The organism is Luteimonas suaedae (assembly GCF_008312895.1).
GTDB lineage: Bacteria > Pseudomonadota > Gammaproteobacteria > Xanthomonadales > Xanthomonadaceae > Luteimonas > Luteimonas suaedae.
Window position 1 is genome coordinate 235,665 of the sequence record NZ_VSSP01000001.1, and the last position, 15,624, is coordinate 251,288.

Here is a 15,624-nt window from a genome sequence, read left to right on the forward strand (position 1 = left end):
CATGCGCGCGATATCGCGGGTGCCGGCAGGATCCGGTGGATGCCGCGATGCCGGACCGGCAGGCACGCCTGTCACCGGGATCCGCGGCGGCGCCATGCCCGCGGCATCGCGCGCATGGCGCTCCTACGAGGGCGGCAGGGGATGCAAGCGGCCCGCGATCAGGCGGTAGTGCGCGTGCACCACGCCGTCCGGCAGGGCGTCGTGGCTGATCAGCAGTAGGCTGCGGCCGGCGCAGGCGTCTGCGAGATCGCGCAGCAGGGCATGCGCGGTGTCGATGTCCAGGCCCTCGGTGGGCTCGTCGAGCAGCAGGAGCGGGGCATCGCGCAACAGCGCACGCGCCAGCGCCAGGCGCCGCGATTGCCCGCCCGAGAGGCTGCTGCCGCTCTCGCCGATCCAGGCGTCGAGCCGGCCGGGCAGGGCGCGGACCGCCTCGTCCAGCTTCACCCGCGCCAGCGCGTCCCACAGGCGCGCGTCGTCGGCGCCGGGATCGCCCATGCGCAGGTTCTCGCGCACGCTGCCGGCGAACACCGGCGCGTCCTGCGGCAGCCAGGCGACGTGCCGGTGCCAATCCGCCTGTGCGGCCAGCCGCAGGTCGGTGCCGCCATAGCAGATGCGGCCGGCATCGGGATCGCGCAGGCGCAGCAGCATTGCCATCAGCGAGGACTTGCCTGCGCCGCTGTCGCCGGCGATGGCGATGCGCTGCCCCGGGGGCAGCACCAGGTCGACGCCGTCGAGCACCGGGCGCGACGCGGCACCGCCCCAGGCGAAGCCCACGCCTTCCAGGCGCAGTTCGCCCACAGCCGGGAGCGCGATCGGCGCGGCCGGATCGCGCACCGGCGGCGCGGCCCCGGCGATCGCGCGCAGCCGGTGCAGCGAGGCGCGCGCGGCGCGCAGCGATTGCCAGGCCAGGCCGATGCCGGCAGCGGCCTCGAACAGGGCGATACCGGCGAACAGCAGCGCCGCGGCGACCGGCGTGGAGATTTCGCCGGCGTGGTGCGCGCGCAGCAGCAGCCACAGCAAGGCCGGTAGCGCCAGCGCGACGATCGAAGCGTGCAGCAGCGAGGCCGCCGACAGCCGCCGCTGCAGCCGGCGTTCGCGATGCGCCAATGTCTGCGCGTGGGCGTCGATCGTGTCCATGCGCGCCTCGACCGCCGCCAGCGCGACCAGGTCGGCCGCGCCTTCCAGGCTTTCCTGTAGCGACTGCCGTAGTGCGGACCGCGCCTCCGCGCGGCGACGTTCCGCGTCGCGTGCGCCGAGCGTCGCCGCCAGCGGCACCAGGCCGCCTAACGCCAGCGACACCAGCGCCATCCACGCACCGAAGGGCGGCAAGGCCGCCGCGCTCGCCGCCACAACCAGGACGGCCAGCGCCAGCAGCGCGAACAGCGGGCCGAGCGCGCGCACCAGCAGGCCGTCGGCAGCGTCGATGTCGGCGACCAGTCGTGACAGCAGGTCGCCGATCCGTTCGCGCCCGAGCCCCAGCGGCGCCTGTGGCAGTGCACGGGCGAAGAACCACAGTCGCAGGTCGCGGGCCAGGCGCAGGGTGACGTCATGGCCGAACAGCTTCTCGCCATAGCGCGACACGATCCGCGCGAAGGTCAGTGCGCGGATCCCGGCCGACGGCGCGAAGAAATTGAACCCGGCCGCCAGCCCGCCGGCAAGCGCGGCGGCGGTGAGGAAGTGTCCGGCCAGCGCCAGCAGGCCGGTGCCGGCAGCGAGCGTGGTGAACAGCAGCAGCACCGCCAATGCGATCGGCAACGCGTGGCGGCGGAACACCTGCGCCAGGGTGGCGGCCGGCGCGTTCATTCCGCGGTCTCCGGACTGGCCGGTAGCGGCAGCGCACGCGCGACGATGCGCAGCGCGGCCGGGCTATGGGTGGCGATGAGCAGGGTGCGGCCGCGCGCGTAGTCGGCGAGCGCATCGAGCAGCGCGCGCTCGGTGTCGGGATCGAGGAAGGCGGTGGGCTCGTCGAGCAGCAGCAGGCCGGGATCGCGCAGGTAGACGCGCGCCAGCGCGACCCGTCGCGCTTCGCCGCCGGACAGGCCGAAGCCGCGTTCGCCGATCACCGTGTCCAGCCCGTCCGGCAGATGCGCGGCGAAACGCAGTACCTGCGCGGCCTCGGCCGCGGCCTGCAGCTCGGCCGGGCTGGCGTCCGGTTTCGCCAGGCGCAGGTTGTCGGCGAGGCTGCCGTGGAACAGGAACGGCCGCTGCGGCGCGTAACCGATCCGCGTCGCCGGCTCGATCCGCACCGTGCCGGCGGACGGCGGCAGCCAGCCGGCCAGGGTCTCCAGCAGCGTGCTCTTGCCGCAGCCGCTGGGGCCGGTGATGGCGACGTGCTCACCGGGTGCGATCGCCAAGTCGAGCCCGCGCAGGACGTCGTAGGCGGCGCCCAAGTGCCGCAACGCCACGTCGCGAACGATGATCGCTGGCGCCTCCGCACCTGCCCTCTTCGAAAAGCGGGGGCTAGGGGCTGAGGCTCCTCCACGTGTCTCCCGCGCGCTGCGCGGGGGCCGGGAATCGCGTAGCGATTGGCTTTGGCTGTGGCCCTGTCGGGCGCCCGGCAAATCCCCCCAACCCCCCTTTTCCAAAGGGGGGCTTGACTGCTCGATCTCCTCCAGCGCCGCCAGCGCACCGGCGCGGTCGTGATAGTGCGCGGCCAGCCGCCGCATCGGCGCATAGAACTCCGGTGCCAGCAGCAGGCAGAACAGACCGGTGCCGAGCGTCAGCGGCTCCGTGCGCAGGTCGAGCATGCCCAGGTAGCTCAACCCCAGGTACAACGCGATCACCGCCACGCTGACCGAGGCGAAGAACTCCAGCACTGTCGACGACAGGAACGCGATCCGCAGCACCTTCAGGCTGCGCGTGCGCAGGCCCTCGGCGGCATCGCGGATGCCGTCCAGTTCGTCCTCGCCGCGGCCGTAGACGCGGATCAGGCCGAGGCCGCGCAGGCGGTCGGCGAAATGCCCGCCCATCCGCGCCAGCGCGCGCAGCTGACGGCGGCTGGCCGCCTCCGCGCTCCAGCCGACCAGCATCATGAAGAACGGGATCAGCGGCAGGGTCAGCAGCAGCACGGCGCCGACGATTGCATCCGCGAAGAACGCGGCGACCAGCATCAGCAGCGGCACCGCGACGGATTCGACGCGTGCCGGCACGTAACCGGTGAAATAACCCTCCATGACGTCGACGTGGGTGCCGGTGAGTTCGCTCAACGCGCCGCTGCGCTGGCGCCGCAGCCACGGCACGCCCGCGGCGAACAGGCGCCGCGCCAGCGTGCGCCGCAGCTGCGTGCGGATCGTCGCGACCGCGTCGTCGGCGAACTCGCGTGCGGCCCATCCCAGTCCCGCGCGCAGCACGCCGACACCGAGCAGCGCCCCGAGCGTCGGCAACAACGTGGCCGGATCATGGCCGTCGACCAGTGCCCGCTGCACCGCAAACGCGATCAGCGCCGCCTGCGCGATCAGCAGCCAGCCGGCCAGCACCGTACAGGCGCCGGCCGCGCGCAGGCGACCGCGCGCGGGCGCGCCCAGGGCGTCGAGGCGGCGGACCTGCGCGGCGCGCGAGGCCGAAGGTTGCGGCAGCGGTTCGGCCGCGAGGGTCTGGTCCATGGAAGGGTACGAAGAATGGGACTCGCGGCGTCAGGCGATGCCGGTCCGCCGCGAGCCGCCATTGTACGGGCGCGGCGTCCGCCGGCCTGCATTCCGTCCGTAGGAGCGCGCCATGCGCGCGATGCCGCGGGCGTCTTCGGTCCCGGTCATCGGCGGTTCCGACGCGAGCCGGAAGGCGCGCCGGGTGAACGGAATCGCATGGCGGCGCTATGCCCGCGGTATCGCGCGCATGGCGCGCTCCTACGACGAGGGGAGCGAATCAGTCGTCGCGGGCGGACGAGAGCATCAGCACGATCTGCATCTGCGCGTAGGCGCGATCTTCCGCACTGAGGTTGTGATCGTTCACGCTGTCGGCCTCGTTGCTGAAGGCCGACCAGAAATCGGTATCGCGAGGATGGGCATCCTGCAACACCGGAAGGTGGCGCGCCAGGCTGTCGAGGCGGCTATCGAGCTCTTTGCGGTTCATAGGTGAAGCGTATCCGTGTTGTGCGACGAGACGCCTGGTTGCGACCGATCATCGCGAGATCACATGGCGAGACGCTAGCGCGTTGTCTGCGGTGGACATGTGACGACCCGCGCTGCCGATCGACCGACGGCTGAAGCATTCATGCTGCTGTCCGGAGCGGCGAAGAGCAGGTGCGTCGGCACCGGACGCACCGCTGCCGCACGAGCTGAGGACATGGCCGTTCACCGCCCCTAGATTGCCAATGGCGTAGAAAAGTCAAGGGACGAATCACTGCGCGCGAAGGAGTTCGGATGGCGTCCTCGCCTACTTTCAAGCCCTATCGCCGCCCGGCCGGTGGTTGGGGTTCGGTCCGTTCGCTGTTCCGCTTCGGCACCGGCCGGCACGTGCCGGAGCTGGAGGCGGTCCGGCAACTGCGGCGGCACAACAAGGCGGACGGCTACATGTGCGTGAGTTGTGCATGGGCCAAGCCAAAGGATCCGCATCGCTTCGAATTCTGCGAGAACGGCGCCAAGGCGACCTTCTGGGAACTGGACCAGGGGCGGGTGGGAGCCGACTTCTTCGCCAGCCATACCGTGTCGGAACTGCTGCAGTGGCCCGACTTCGACCTCGAGCGCCGCGGCCGCCTCACCGAGCCGCTGCGCTACGATCACGACAGTGATCGCTACGTGCCGATCCGTTGGGATGAAGCATTCGCGCTGATCGGCCGCGAGCTGCGCGCGCTGGATCCCGAAAGCGTGGTGTTCTATACGTCCGGCCGCGCCTCGAACGAGGCCTCCTACATGTACGCGCTGCTGGCGCGGCTCTACGGCAACAACAACCTGCCCGACAGCTCCAACATGTGCCACGAGAGCACCTCGGTGGGGCTGCCGCGCAGCATCGGCGTACCGGTGGGCACGGTGCGGCTGGAGGACTTCGAGGAAACGGACTGCATCCTGTCGTTCGGCCAGAACGTCGGCACCAACAGCCCGCGCATGCTGCACCAACTGCAGGAGGCCAGCGAGCGCGGTGTACCGATCCTCACCTTCAATCCGCAGGAGCCGGTGCCGATGGTGACCGGATCGTCGACCCGGATCAGTTCCGACTACTACCAGGTCAAGGCGGGCGGCGACCTCGCGCTGCTGCAGGGGCTGTGCAAGGCATTGCTGGAAGCGGACGACGCGGCGCTCCGCGACGGGCGCGAACGGATCCTGGACACCGCCTTCATCGCCGAGCACACCCACGGCTTCGACGCCTTCGCCGCCAGCCTGCGTGCTACCGGATGGGATGAGATCGAGCACGAGTCGGGACTGGCGCGCGAGCGCCTCGACCAGGCGGCGTCGGTCTATGCCCGTGCCAGGTCGTGCATGCTGCTCTACGGCATGGGCATGACCCAGCACCATCGCGGCGTCGACAACGTGCGCATGCTGTGCAACCTGATGTTGATGCGCGGCAACATCGGCCGCAAGGGCGCCGGGATCTGCCCGGTGCGCGGGCATTCCAACGTACAGGGGCAGCGCACCGTCGGCGTCACCGAGAAAACCGAACTGGCGCCCATCGACAAGCTGAAGGAACTGTACCGTTTCGAGCCGCCGTGCAAGAACGGCCTGGATACCGTGGAGGCGGTGAAGGGCGTGATCGACGGTTCGGTGCGTGCCTTCGTCGGGCTCGGCGGCAACTTCGTGCGCGCCGCGCCGGACACCCGGCGGTTGGAGCAGGCGTGGCGGCGGCTACGGCTGACCGTGCAGGTGGCGACCAAGCTCAATCGCAGCCATCTGGTCCGCGGCCAGGTCGCGCTGCTGCTGCCGTGCCTCGGGCGGCTGGAGCGCGACCGGCAGGCGAGCGGCGACCAGATCGTCACCATGGAGGACAGCACCGCCTGCATCCACGCCTCGTTCGGCACCCACGAACCGGCCAGCCCCGACCTGATGTCCGAGCCGGCGATCATCGCCGGCATCGCGCAGGCCACGCTCGAGCGCGGCGAGGTGCCGTGGCGGGAATGGGTTGCCGACTACGGCAAGGTGCGCGAGGCGATCGAGGCCACCTATCCGGACGATTTCAAGGACTACAGCCGGCGCATGCGCCAGCCGGGTGGTTTCCCGCGGCCGCTGGCGGCGCGCGAGCGGCGCTGGAGCACGGAGAGCGGCAAGGCGGAGTTCTTCGTGCCCGAGATACTGAACGGCACCGGCTTCGAGGACGCCGAGCATCGCCTGCGCCTGATCACGCTGCGCAGCAACGACCAGTTCAACACCACGATCTACGGCTACCGCGACCGCTTCCGCGGGATCGAAGGCACGCGCCGGGTGGTGCTGATGTGCAAGCGCGACATCGAACGGCTGCGGCTGCAGGAAGGCCAGCTGGTGGACCTGCTGAGCGATCACGAGGACGGGATCGAGCGCGAGGTCGGCGGCCTGCGGGTGGTGTCCTACGACGTGCCGCCGGGCTGCATCGTCGGCTACTACCCCGAATGCAATCCGCTGCTCTCGGTCGAGCATCACGCCATCGACAGTCATGTGCCGGCGACGAAGTCGATCCCCGTGCGCGTGCGTGGCGAGTCGCGCGCGCAGGCGCCGGCCGGTCCGGCGCCGGTCTGAGCGCACGGCGGCACACGAACACGGGCATGGCAGGATCGCGCGACTCGGATGATTCGGGCCCTTTCGCCAAACCGGTCGAGGGCGAAACGCCGTCCGGCGGCCTGCCGACGCTCAGGCGCAAGGCGGTCGAGTGCCGTGCCTGCCCGCTGTGGCGCGACGCCACGCAGACGGTCTTCGGCGAAGGCAGTTCGCGGGCGCGGGTGATGCTGATCGGCGAGCAGCCGGGCGACAAGGAGGACCTCGCCGGTGCGCCCTTCGTCGGCCCCGCCGGCCGCCTGCTGCGTGCCGCGCTGGAACAGTCGGGCCTGTCGCCGCGCGATGTATATCTCACCAACACGGTCAAGCACTTCAAGTTCGTGCGTCGCGGCAAGGTGCGCCTGCACCAGCGCGCCAATGCTGCGGAGCAGGCGGCCTGTCGTCCCTGGCTGGCGGCGGAGTTCCAGCGCATCCGCCCACAACTGGTCGTGGCGCTCGGGGCGATGGCGGCCCACACCGTGTTCGGCCGCGGGTTTTCCCTGACTGCGCAGCGCGGCCAGTGGCATGCGCTGCCAGCTGGTATTCCCGGCATGGCGACGTGGCATCCCTCGGCGATCCTGCGCAAGCGCGGCCGGGAGCGCGAGCTGGCGCACCGGGAACTGGAAGCGGACCTGCGCGGCGTCGCCGACGCGCTTGCCGACGCCGAGCCCCCGAGGCAGGACGACGGCGACTGAATGCCGTCTGCGGCGATGTCAGGTTCGCTGTCAAAGCAGGCATCGGGAGCAGGGCGAGCGATTCCTACGGCGGCATCGTCACATGCCGTTGCCCTCGTATGCGCAGACTTCAGGCGAGACACGACAACACACGTACGACCCGGAGGAACCGCCATGGGCAAGCGCACGTTTGCCGAAGAGCCCGAGCGCGATCTGCTCGAGAAGCGCATCGCGCCGGACTCGGAACGCGAGACCGGCGAATCGCCGGACAAGCACACCCACCAGCAGCGCAACGTGCCCGAGACCGAGCCCGGCGCGAAGACCGGCAATCCGGCGCGCCGCCGTCGCGTCCGCGAACGTCCTCCGGGCGCCTCCTCCTAGGGCCTGTTGACGCTTCCCGAGTAGGTCGCGTTGCGCCGCAGTGGCCGCCAGGCGGTGTTGCGCGGCGCCGCTGCTGACTGCAAGGTCAAGCCATACCGTTCTTTCAGGGTGTCGTTTCCTGCCTCGAGGAAGCCACTGACGTTTCCTCCCGTGCCGCAATGCGGCTTCTAGACCGGGTCGCTACGGCCGTTGGCCGCCGCTGCCATAGGGGCGCGTAATGATTTCGAGGAGATGGCCGTTCAGGTCCTTGAAATACAGGCCGCGGCCGTCGTCGCGCGTGTTGATCTCGCCCGCCTTGTGCTGGCCCGGATCGGCCCAGTACGACAGCCCCTTCTCGCGAATGCGGCCGAGGATCTCGTCGAATTCCGGCTCGCCGACGAGGAACGCGTAGTGCTGCGTCGAGATCACGCCTTGCTTGTCCGCGAAGTCGACGTTGACCCCGTTGTCGGTCGCGACGACCCGAAACGGCCCGAACTCGTCCGGGGCGGGAAGGCCCAGCATCTCGGCCAGAAAGGCGGCGGATGCGGCGCGGTCCCTGGACCAGACGATGGTGTGGTTGAAATGGATCGCCATCGGCTTTGCCTTGCAAGACGGGATGGAAGTAGTTCGACGCCGCACGCTCGTCGCAGCCCACGCGGAATGGCTGGATCACGCGGCGTGCTGTCGCGCCTCGTCGCGCATCCGGGCCAGGTGGTTGTGCACCGTGCGTACGCTGACGCCGAGCATGCGCGCCGCCGCGGTCTTGTCGTTGTCGCAGTAGGCGAGCACCTTGAGCAGGCTCTGCCGCTCGATCTCGGGCCAGGACGTCCCGATGCTGAAGACGATGACGTCTTCAGTTTCCACGGGCGGGGCGACGCGCATCTGTTCCGGCGTGACCACGACGTCGTCGCCCGAGGCGAGGACGCAGCCACGATAGGTGGCGCTCCTGAGTTCGCGCACGTTCCCAGGCCAGGTGTAGCGTTTGAGCGAGCGCTTGGCGGCCGGGGAAAGCCGCTTCTTCATGTCGTCGCGGGCGTTGAAGCCTTCGATGAAATGCTCGGCCAGCAGGATCACGTCGTCGTCGCGCATGCGCAGCGGAGGCAGGGTGATGGTGAAGTCCGACAGGCGGTAGTAGAGGTCCTCGCGCAGCTTGCCGCGGGTGATCGCCTCCCGCGGGCAGCGATTGGTCGCGGCCAGGATCCGCACCGGCGCCGGTGTTTCGTCGGTGGAACCGAGACGGCGCACGACGCCGGTCTCCAGCACCCGCAGCAGGTAGACCTGCTGTTCGACCGGCATTTCGGTGATCTCGTCGAGGAACAACGTGCCCCGGGCCGCCTGCTCGAACACGCCGACGTGCCGCGACACCGCGCCGGTGAAGCTGCCGCGTTCGTGGCCGAACAACTGGCTGGCGAGCAGTTCCGGTGGCATCGCGCCGCAGTTGACCGCCACGAACGGGCCCTCGCAGCCGCTCATCTGGTGGATTGCCCGGGCGAAGACCTCCTTGCCGGTGCCGGTCTCGCCGTCGAGCAGGATCGATGCCTCCGAGGACGCCACCCGTCGCGCCAGCTGCACGGGGACGCGCATCGCCTCGCTGGCGGCGATCACGCCGGGAATCGGCGTGCGGGCGGAGTTGGCGGCCGACATCGACGTCGAGCGGTCGGCGCAACGTCGAAGCAGGCCGATCAGCCGGTCGGGATGAAATGGCTTGATCAGGTAGTCGATCACCGGCGCGGACACCGCGCCGGCGGCGGTCTCAATCGTCGGACTGCCGGTCACGATCGCCATGTCGCCATGAATCCCGCGGTCGATGCTGTCGATGAGTTCGAGCCCAGAACCGTCCGGCAGGTGCAGATCCACCAGCACCAGGTCCATCGAATGGCGCGCGGCGGCTTCACGGGCCTGCGCCAGCGAGCCGACGACGTACGGCCGGAATCCTTCGCTTTCCGCGATGTCGGCCACCGATGAGGCGAACTGCGGATCGTCATCGAGGATCATCACGGTCGGCGGCATGCGGTCAATCTCTCTCTGCACGGAACTTCTTCTTGATACTGGATGCAAGGCGGTTAATCAGGCGTGTAGCGTGTCGGCGAAAACGTGAATGGGCGCAGTGCGCTTGCTTGCGCAGGCCGCGGCGGGCGTAGCCGCGATCGCGGCCTGTTCCCGCCGCTCCTGTCGGCAAGCCTCAGGCGGCGGCGGCTTCCTGGTTCATGCCTTGCTCGGCGAGCATGGTGAGTTTCTCGTCCGTCGCCTTTTCTTCCTCCAGCGTCGCCAGAAGCGGCTCCAGCGCGTCCTCGTATCCGAGCTGTTTAGCCAGCGCACACAGCGTGCCGTAGCAGGCGATCTCGTAGTGCTCGACCTTCTGCGCGCCAGCGATCAGAGCGGCATCGCGCACCGGTCCGGCGGGGACCTCGTCGATGACCTGTTTGCCTTCCTCGACCAATCCCTCCATGGCCTCGCACTTGATCCGCTTGATCTTGATGCCCACCGCGCTCGCCACCTGTTCCAGGCGTTCGATCTGCCCGTTGGTTTCCTCGAGATGGGTTTCGAACGCGCTCGACAGGTCCGGATCGCTGGCGGCCTTGGCGAGCCTGGGCAGGGCCTTGGTGAGCTGCCTCTCGGCGCTGTGGATGTCAGAAAGTGAATGGACAAAGAAGTCCTCGAGCGTCTTGATCGCCATGGCGTTGTCTCCAGTACGGATGTGTGAATGAAGCGGCGGAGTGCCGCGGCGTCGAAGCTAGCAACGGCAACGGCAGCGAGACGTGATCTGCAGGAGTTTCCCGACGTGAAATTCCTGCGCGGCCAGCGCGCGCGATCACTCCCGCTTTCGGAATGCGCCACTAGCATCCGAGGACGCGCCCGGTCGTTCACGGCGCATCCCCACCCAAGGAGAAAGACGATGTCGATGTCCAACCGCGAGCGCCTTCTGAAGTGGCTGCAGGACGCCTATGCGATGGAGCAGGAGGCGGAAACGATGATGAAATCCATGGCCGGGCGCCTCAAGCACTATCCGGAACTGGAGGCGCGCATCGAGGCGCACATCGCCGAGACCCAGCAACAGGCCGAGGAGGTCAAGGGCTGCATCGAGCGCCTGGATGGCTCCACTCCGAAGGCCAAGAGTGCCGCCGCCAGCGTGATGGCATCGGTCCAGGCGCTGGGCAACGCCATGATGAGCGACGAAGTGGTGAAGGGCGTCGGCATCTGCTACGGCTTCGAGCACATGGAGGCCGTGTCGTACCGCGCGCTGGTCATCGCCGCCGAGGCGGCCGGCGAGCCGGAGGTTGGCGAGGTCTGTAGGCGGATTCAGCAACAGGAACAGGCGATGGCGGAATGGTTGCTCGATCACCACGCGGCGATCGTCGGAGAGTTCCTGGCGCGCGAGCCGGCGCCGGACGCAACGGCCAAGCGTTGACAGGAGACAGCGCCATGGCGCGGTGGGTTCCGCCTGGTCCGGGCCGCGGCGAACCGCAGGGCCATGGCGTGCCGGCGCCGCGCCACGTCACGGCCTACGCCACGCGTCCGCTTCCGGAGGACGGCCACGAGCGTGGCACGCTGGAATGGGTGGCGCGCCAGGTGGCGGCGCTCGGCGGTGTGCCGTATCACGGGCTGTGTGCCGCGCAGGAGCGGCCGGCGGCCGCGACCTATCTGGTACCGGATGCGACGCTGTGCTCGGCGCCATCGGACGATCCGCTGGTGCCGATGCAGGAGAACGGGTTGCTCGGTGGGGTGGTGCCGTATCCATTCGTCGCCACCAAGGTGGTCGGCCATCCGCTCGTCGACGGCGCGGGCGCGGCGCCGCTGGGGTGGGTGCCGGACCTGGGGGCGGCGCTCGCCGAGGCGACGGTTCCCGGGTACGCCGCATTCACCGTGGAGGACGCCCTGCGTGCCGCCCGCAAGCTGCGGCGCGAGGGCCATCACATCCGCCTGAAGCAGCCGGAGGCCAGCGGCGGCTCCGGGCAACTGGTGGTGCACGACCCTTTGCGCTTGCGGGCGGTGCTCGCCGCCACGCCGGGACCGGCGATGGTGCGCCATGGCGTGGTGCTCGAGGCCGATCTCCTCGACCCGTCGACCTACAGCGTCGGCACGATCACCTGCTGGGGTTTTCGGATCGCCTACATCGGCCGGCAGCACATGACACGCGACGGCCACGGCCATCCGGCGTACGGCGGCTCCGACCTGGCGGTCATCCGCGGCGATCTGCGCGCGCTGCAGCGGGCGACCCGACATTCGGTGTTGCGCGAGGTAGTCGACAAGGCGATCGCCTACGACGCGCGCATCGGCGAAGCCTTTCCGGCGTTCTTCAGCTCCAGGCGCAACTACGACGTCATCGACGGGACCGATGCCGCCGGCAGGCGCGTGTGCGGCGTGCTCGAACAGTCATGGCGCGTGGGTGGTGCGACGCCCGCCGAACTGGGCGCGATCGGCCTCATGCTGGCCGATGCGCGGATCGAGCGCGTCTGTGCGTCCACGCGCGAACGCTACGGCCGCGTGGCCGTCCCGCCGGACGCCGAGATCTACCATTGCGGCATGCGCCCTGGCGCGGGCCTGCTGACCAAGTACCGACAGGTGAGTGCTCATGGAGGCCAGGCTTACGCCCGTTGAAATCGATGTCGAGCGGATGCGGCTCAGCGGCACCGTGCTCAGTCCGGCGACGACGTTCCCCGGCGTGCTCTTCATCCACGGCTGGGGCGGAAGCCAGGCACACGATCTGGTGCGCGCGCGGGAGGCGGTGGGCCTCGGCTGCATCTGTCTGACCTTCGACCTGCGCGGCCACGAGCGCCACGCGCGGATGCTGACACAGGTCACGCGCGCGCAGAATCTGCGCGACGTGCTCGCCGCCTACGACTGGCTGGCGGAGCGGCCATATATCGACCCGGCGGCGATCGCTGTGGTGGGCATCAGCTACGGCGGGTACCTGGCTGCGCTGCTCTCCGAACTCCGGCCAGTCGAGTGGCTGGCCCTGCGCTCGCCGGCGCTCTATCGCGACGAAGGTTGGGAGCGGCCGAAGCAGTCGCTGAACGCCGATCCGGATCTCATGCGTTACCGGCACAGCCGCGTGCAGGCGCCCGACAACCGTGCGCTGCGCGCATGCAGCCGCTACGCCGGCGACGTGCTGCTGGTCGCTGCCGGCGAGGACGACATCGTGCCGCGCCAGGTCGTGCTGAACTATGAGGCCGCGTTCACGCAGGCGCGTTCGCTGACCCACCGCGTCATCGATGGGGCGGATCATGGCCTGGGCGACAAGGTGCATCAGGCCTGCTACACGGAACTGCTGGTCGATTGGCTGCGGGAGATGGTGGTGGGCACCCGCCGGCGGCTCGCCCGCGACGCGGTCGCGCGCAGCGGCAACGGTGGCGGCCGGGGCTGAACACGCGGTGGAGCGCGCGCCATACTCCTCCGGACGCACCTTTTCCCTTGTCGGTGACTCCTCTCCTGCCACCGCGCGGTAAAGGAACGCGCGGTTCGTCGAGATCGTTGTGGTCGCTGTGCGCCACGGATCGGATTGCACGCGGCGCCCGCCACACACGAGGGGTGCGGGTGCAGGCGTCATGCCACGCGCGCGGACGCCGCGACGAACTTTCTTCACGGATCTCAAAAGCTGCCCGCCGCCGGCGATGGTCCTGGCCGCCGCCGGTTGCGCCCGATCTGGCACGCGACTTGCGCGCCTACGGGAGCGCGCCGCTCCGATGCGTGCGCGGCAGCATCGGACAAACGATGGAGCTCGCGATGCCCCGGAACGAACAGCAGCAACCACCTCCACGGCGCAGCGCCCGCGCGGGCGAGCACGAGCAGGCAGGCACCGCCGAAGCGAAGGCGATCGGCCGCGAAATCCTGCAAGTCGGAAGCCGCTACCTGCGCGCTGGCCTCGCCTGGCTCAATCACGGGAGAAACGACATGACGAACGAGCGATATCGCGACGATCGCGGCGACTGGCGCGAGCGCGGCGGCGGCGACACGCGGCAGCGGCAGGCGCGCTGGCGCGAGGACGAGGATCGTGAGCACTTGCGTTCCGGCGGCCCGGAAGACCCCGGCGCCCGGGCCGGACGGCGCGGGCGCGGCGACGAGGCGAGTTTCGAACGGCGTACCGGCTATGCGCAGCGTGGCTACGACGACAGTTGGGACCAGGGTGAGCGCGAAGCCACCGCCGGCGGCCACAGTATCCGGGGAATGCCGATCGCAGGTGGCGTCGGCCTCGGGCGCGGCGGTTACGCCGGCAACTACCAGTCCGAGGAACCGGCGTCCGGCGCCGGTGGACGCGGCGGCGACGAATACGACACCCAGTTCGGCCGCTATCCGGAACCGCGCTGGGGCGACAGGCACCGTGGCCAGGGGCGCTACGGCAGTGCGCCGGCCGGTGGACTTTCCCAACGTGAAGGCGGTCGCGGGTATCGTGGCCGCGGCCCCCAGGGCTATACGCGTTCGGACGCGCGCATCACCGAGGACATCAACGAACGCCTGATGGAAGACGACGACATCGATGCCACCGACATCTCCGTCGCGGTGCGCGATGGCGTTGTCACGCTGACCGGCAGCGTGGACGAGCGCTGGGTGAAGCATCGGGCCGAGGATCTCGCCGACGCCTGCAGCGGCGTCAAGGACGTCGAAAACAGGCTGCGGGTCCGCGGCCGCGCGGGCCGTAGCGACGATTCGCCGCCGGCAGGCGCGACCGACAACGGCACCTCGGGAACCTGAGCGCCGCCCCGACTCTTGCACCGCTTTCGCCGCACCGCCGGCGCCTGGGGACGGCAATATGCACAGACCCATCGAAGACCAGGTCATCGTCATCACCGGCGCCAGCAGCGGCATCGGCCTGTGCACGGCCCTGCGTGCCGCCGGGCGCGGCGCCCGGGTGGTGGCGATCGCCAGAAGCCGCGGTGTGTTGGCGCGACTGGCCGAGGAGATCGAAGGCGCGGGCGGCCAGATGCAGGTGATCGCCGCCGATGTCGCAGACCATCCGCAGATGCGCTCTGCCGCCGAACACGCCGTGCGCCGATTCGGCAGGATCGACACCTGGATCAACAATGCCGGCGTCTCGATCTACGGCCGATTGGAGGACGTGACCCGGGCCGACAGCCTGCGATTGTTCGAAACGAACTTCTGGGGCGTGGTCAACGGAGCCTTGGCGGCGTTGCCGTACCTGCGGATGCAGGGCGGGGCGCTGATCAATCTCGGCGGCAACGTCGCCGAGGGGGCGCTCGCACTGCAGGGCATGTATACCAGTTCCAAGCACGCGGTGAAGGGATTCACCGATGCGTTGCGAGAGGAGCTGGAGCAACTCGAACGCGCGCCGATCAGCGTCGTCCTGATCCAGCCGACCGTGGTCAACACCCCCCTCCTCGACAATGCCCGCAACTACCTGCCGGGACTTCCGCAAAGGCGGAGGACGGCGCTCGACCCGGTCCGGGTGGCCGATGCGATCCTGCACGCGGCCGTGCACGGTGGGCGCAACATCAAGATCGGCGTGCACTCCCGGCTCGACGTGGCGGTATCGCGCTGGTTCCGCAAGCTGCCGGACCGTAGCGCCGGCGCGCTGCGCCGACAGCCGCGCGAGCGGGTGCTCGAGCGACTGGGGGCACTGCACGTCCCCAGCGCACGCGGGCGGATTCGCGGTTTGCTCGAATAGGGCGCTAAGGCGGTTTACGCAGGTCGCCCGTCCTGCCATCGCCCGCCAGGAGTGCGGGTGGATCCTTGCCATTGCCGAGAGCGGGCTGTGCCGTCATGCGCGCCAGGCGATCGCAGGCATCGCGCGCCCGGGCCAGGTTGTCCAGGGCCCGGTCGTGCTCGCCACGCCGCAACAGCATTTCGGCGGCATGGATCGCCAGGCGTGCACTGTTTGCGGCATTACGCACATCATGCAGCCACCTGCGCGCGCCGCGTTCGCGTTCGGGCGAGGCCGCCTGCAGGGGGTCGAAATCGATGGATCGGTCGGTCACGGCGGG

At 69.7% G+C, this 15,624-nt stretch carries 14 protein-coding genes and 1 pseudogene; 8 read left to right on the forward strand and 7 right to left on the reverse strand.

Annotation, left to right across the window (positions count from 1 at the left end; all coding sequences use genetic code 11):
• Window positions 1–123: 123 nt before the first annotated feature.
• The 3 genes from cydC to FXO19_RS01075 form a co-directional block, all read right to left on the reverse strand.
• Window positions 124–1,803, reverse strand: a complete 1,680-nt coding sequence (gene cydC / locus FXO19_RS01065) for a thiol reductant ABC exporter subunit CydC (RefSeq protein WP_149193207.1) — start codon at window positions 1,801–1,803, stop codon at window positions 124–126.
• Window positions 1,800–3,602, reverse strand: a complete 1,803-nt coding sequence (cydD, locus tag FXO19_RS01070; protein ID WP_149193208.1) for a thiol reductant ABC exporter subunit CydD — start codon at window positions 3,600–3,602, stop codon at window positions 1,800–1,802. Before cydD ends, cydC begins: the two co-directional genes overlap by 4 nt.
• A gap of 259 nt (window positions 3,603–3,861) precedes the next feature.
• Window positions 3,862–4,068: a hypothetical protein gene (locus tag FXO19_RS01075; protein WP_149193209.1), complete on the reverse strand. Its 207-nt coding sequence runs from the start codon at window positions 4,066–4,068 to the stop codon at window positions 3,862–3,864.
• A 290-nt stretch (window positions 4,069–4,358) separates the two neighbouring features.
• Between FXO19_RS01075 and FXO19_RS01080 the strand changes: the two genes are divergently transcribed.
• From FXO19_RS01080 to FXO19_RS01090, 3 genes are all read left to right on the forward strand, one after another.
• A complete protein-coding gene (locus FXO19_RS01080; protein WP_149193210.1) occupies window positions 4,359–6,638 on the forward strand; it encodes an FdhF/YdeP family oxidoreductase in 2,280 nt (759 codons plus the stop codon).
• Window positions 6,639–6,664: 26 nt separating this feature from the next.
• Window positions 6,665–7,348, forward strand: a complete 684-nt coding sequence (locus tag FXO19_RS01085) for a UdgX family uracil-DNA binding protein (RefSeq protein WP_187775575.1) — start codon at window positions 6,665–6,667, stop codon at window positions 7,346–7,348.
• Between the two features lie 153 nt (window positions 7,349–7,501).
• Window positions 7,502–7,708, forward strand: coding sequence for a hypothetical protein (locus FXO19_RS01090; RefSeq protein WP_149193212.1), 207 nt, complete (start codon window positions 7,502–7,504; stop codon window positions 7,706–7,708).
• A gap of 180 nt (window positions 7,709–7,888) precedes the next feature.
• Here FXO19_RS01090 and FXO19_RS01095 read toward each other — a convergent pair whose 3' ends face one another.
• The 3 genes and pseudogenes from FXO19_RS01095 to FXO19_RS01105 all read right to left on the reverse strand — a co-directional run bounded on the left by FXO19_RS01095 (window position 7,889) and on the right by FXO19_RS01105 (window position 10,364).
• Window positions 7,889–8,281 carry a VOC family protein gene (locus FXO19_RS01095; RefSeq protein ID WP_149193213.1) on the reverse strand — a complete coding sequence of 131 codons (393 nt, stop codon included), beginning with the start codon at window positions 8,279–8,281 and terminating at the stop codon, window positions 7,889–7,891.
• Window positions 8,282–8,356: 75 nt separating this feature from the next.
• Window positions 8,357–9,673: pseudogene (locus FXO19_RS01100) on the reverse strand (sigma-54-dependent transcriptional regulator); the annotation flags it as partial.
• A gap of 196 nt (window positions 9,674–9,869) precedes the next feature.
• Window positions 9,870–10,364, reverse strand: a complete 495-nt coding sequence (locus FXO19_RS01105) for a YciE/YciF ferroxidase family protein (protein ID WP_149193215.1) — start codon at window positions 10,362–10,364, stop codon at window positions 9,870–9,872.
• Window positions 10,365–10,583: 219 nt separating this feature from the next.
• Here FXO19_RS01105 and FXO19_RS01110 point away from each other — a divergent pair, with 219 nt between their 5' ends.
• The 5 genes from FXO19_RS01110 to FXO19_RS01130 all read left to right on the forward strand — a co-directional run bounded on the left by FXO19_RS01110 (window position 10,584) and on the right by FXO19_RS01130 (window position 15,308).
• A complete protein-coding gene (locus FXO19_RS01110) occupies window positions 10,584–11,096 on the forward strand; it encodes a ferritin-like domain-containing protein (RefSeq protein ID WP_149193793.1) in 513 nt (170 codons plus the stop codon).
• A gap of 14 nt (window positions 11,097–11,110) precedes the next feature.
• Window positions 11,111–12,286, forward strand: coding sequence for a DUF3182 family protein (locus tag FXO19_RS01115; protein WP_149193216.1), 1,176 nt, complete (start codon window positions 11,111–11,113; stop codon window positions 12,284–12,286).
• Window positions 12,261–13,052 carry an alpha/beta hydrolase family protein gene (locus FXO19_RS01120; protein WP_149193794.1) on the forward strand — a complete coding sequence of 264 codons (792 nt, stop codon included), beginning with the start codon at window positions 12,261–12,263 and terminating at the stop codon, window positions 13,050–13,052. The genes FXO19_RS01115 and FXO19_RS01120 overlap by 26 nt, the downstream gene beginning before the upstream one ends.
• A 359-nt stretch (window positions 13,053–13,411) precedes the next feature.
• Complete coding sequence (locus FXO19_RS01125; protein WP_187775576.1) at window positions 13,412–14,377, forward strand: BON domain-containing protein; 966 nt, start codon at window positions 13,412–13,414, stop codon at window positions 14,375–14,377.
• A gap of 58 nt (window positions 14,378–14,435) precedes the next feature.
• Window positions 14,436–15,308: an SDR family oxidoreductase gene (locus FXO19_RS01130; RefSeq protein ID WP_149193218.1), complete on the forward strand. Its 873-nt coding sequence runs from the start codon at window positions 14,436–14,438 to the stop codon at window positions 15,306–15,308.
• 4 nt (window positions 15,309–15,312) lie between these two features.
• Here FXO19_RS01130 and FXO19_RS01135 read toward each other — a convergent pair whose 3' ends face one another.
• On the reverse strand, window positions 15,313–15,618 hold the full coding sequence (locus FXO19_RS01135; protein WP_149193219.1) for a hypothetical protein: 306 nt from the start codon (window positions 15,616–15,618) through the stop codon (window positions 15,313–15,315).
• Window positions 15,619–15,624: the final 6 nt, after the last annotated feature.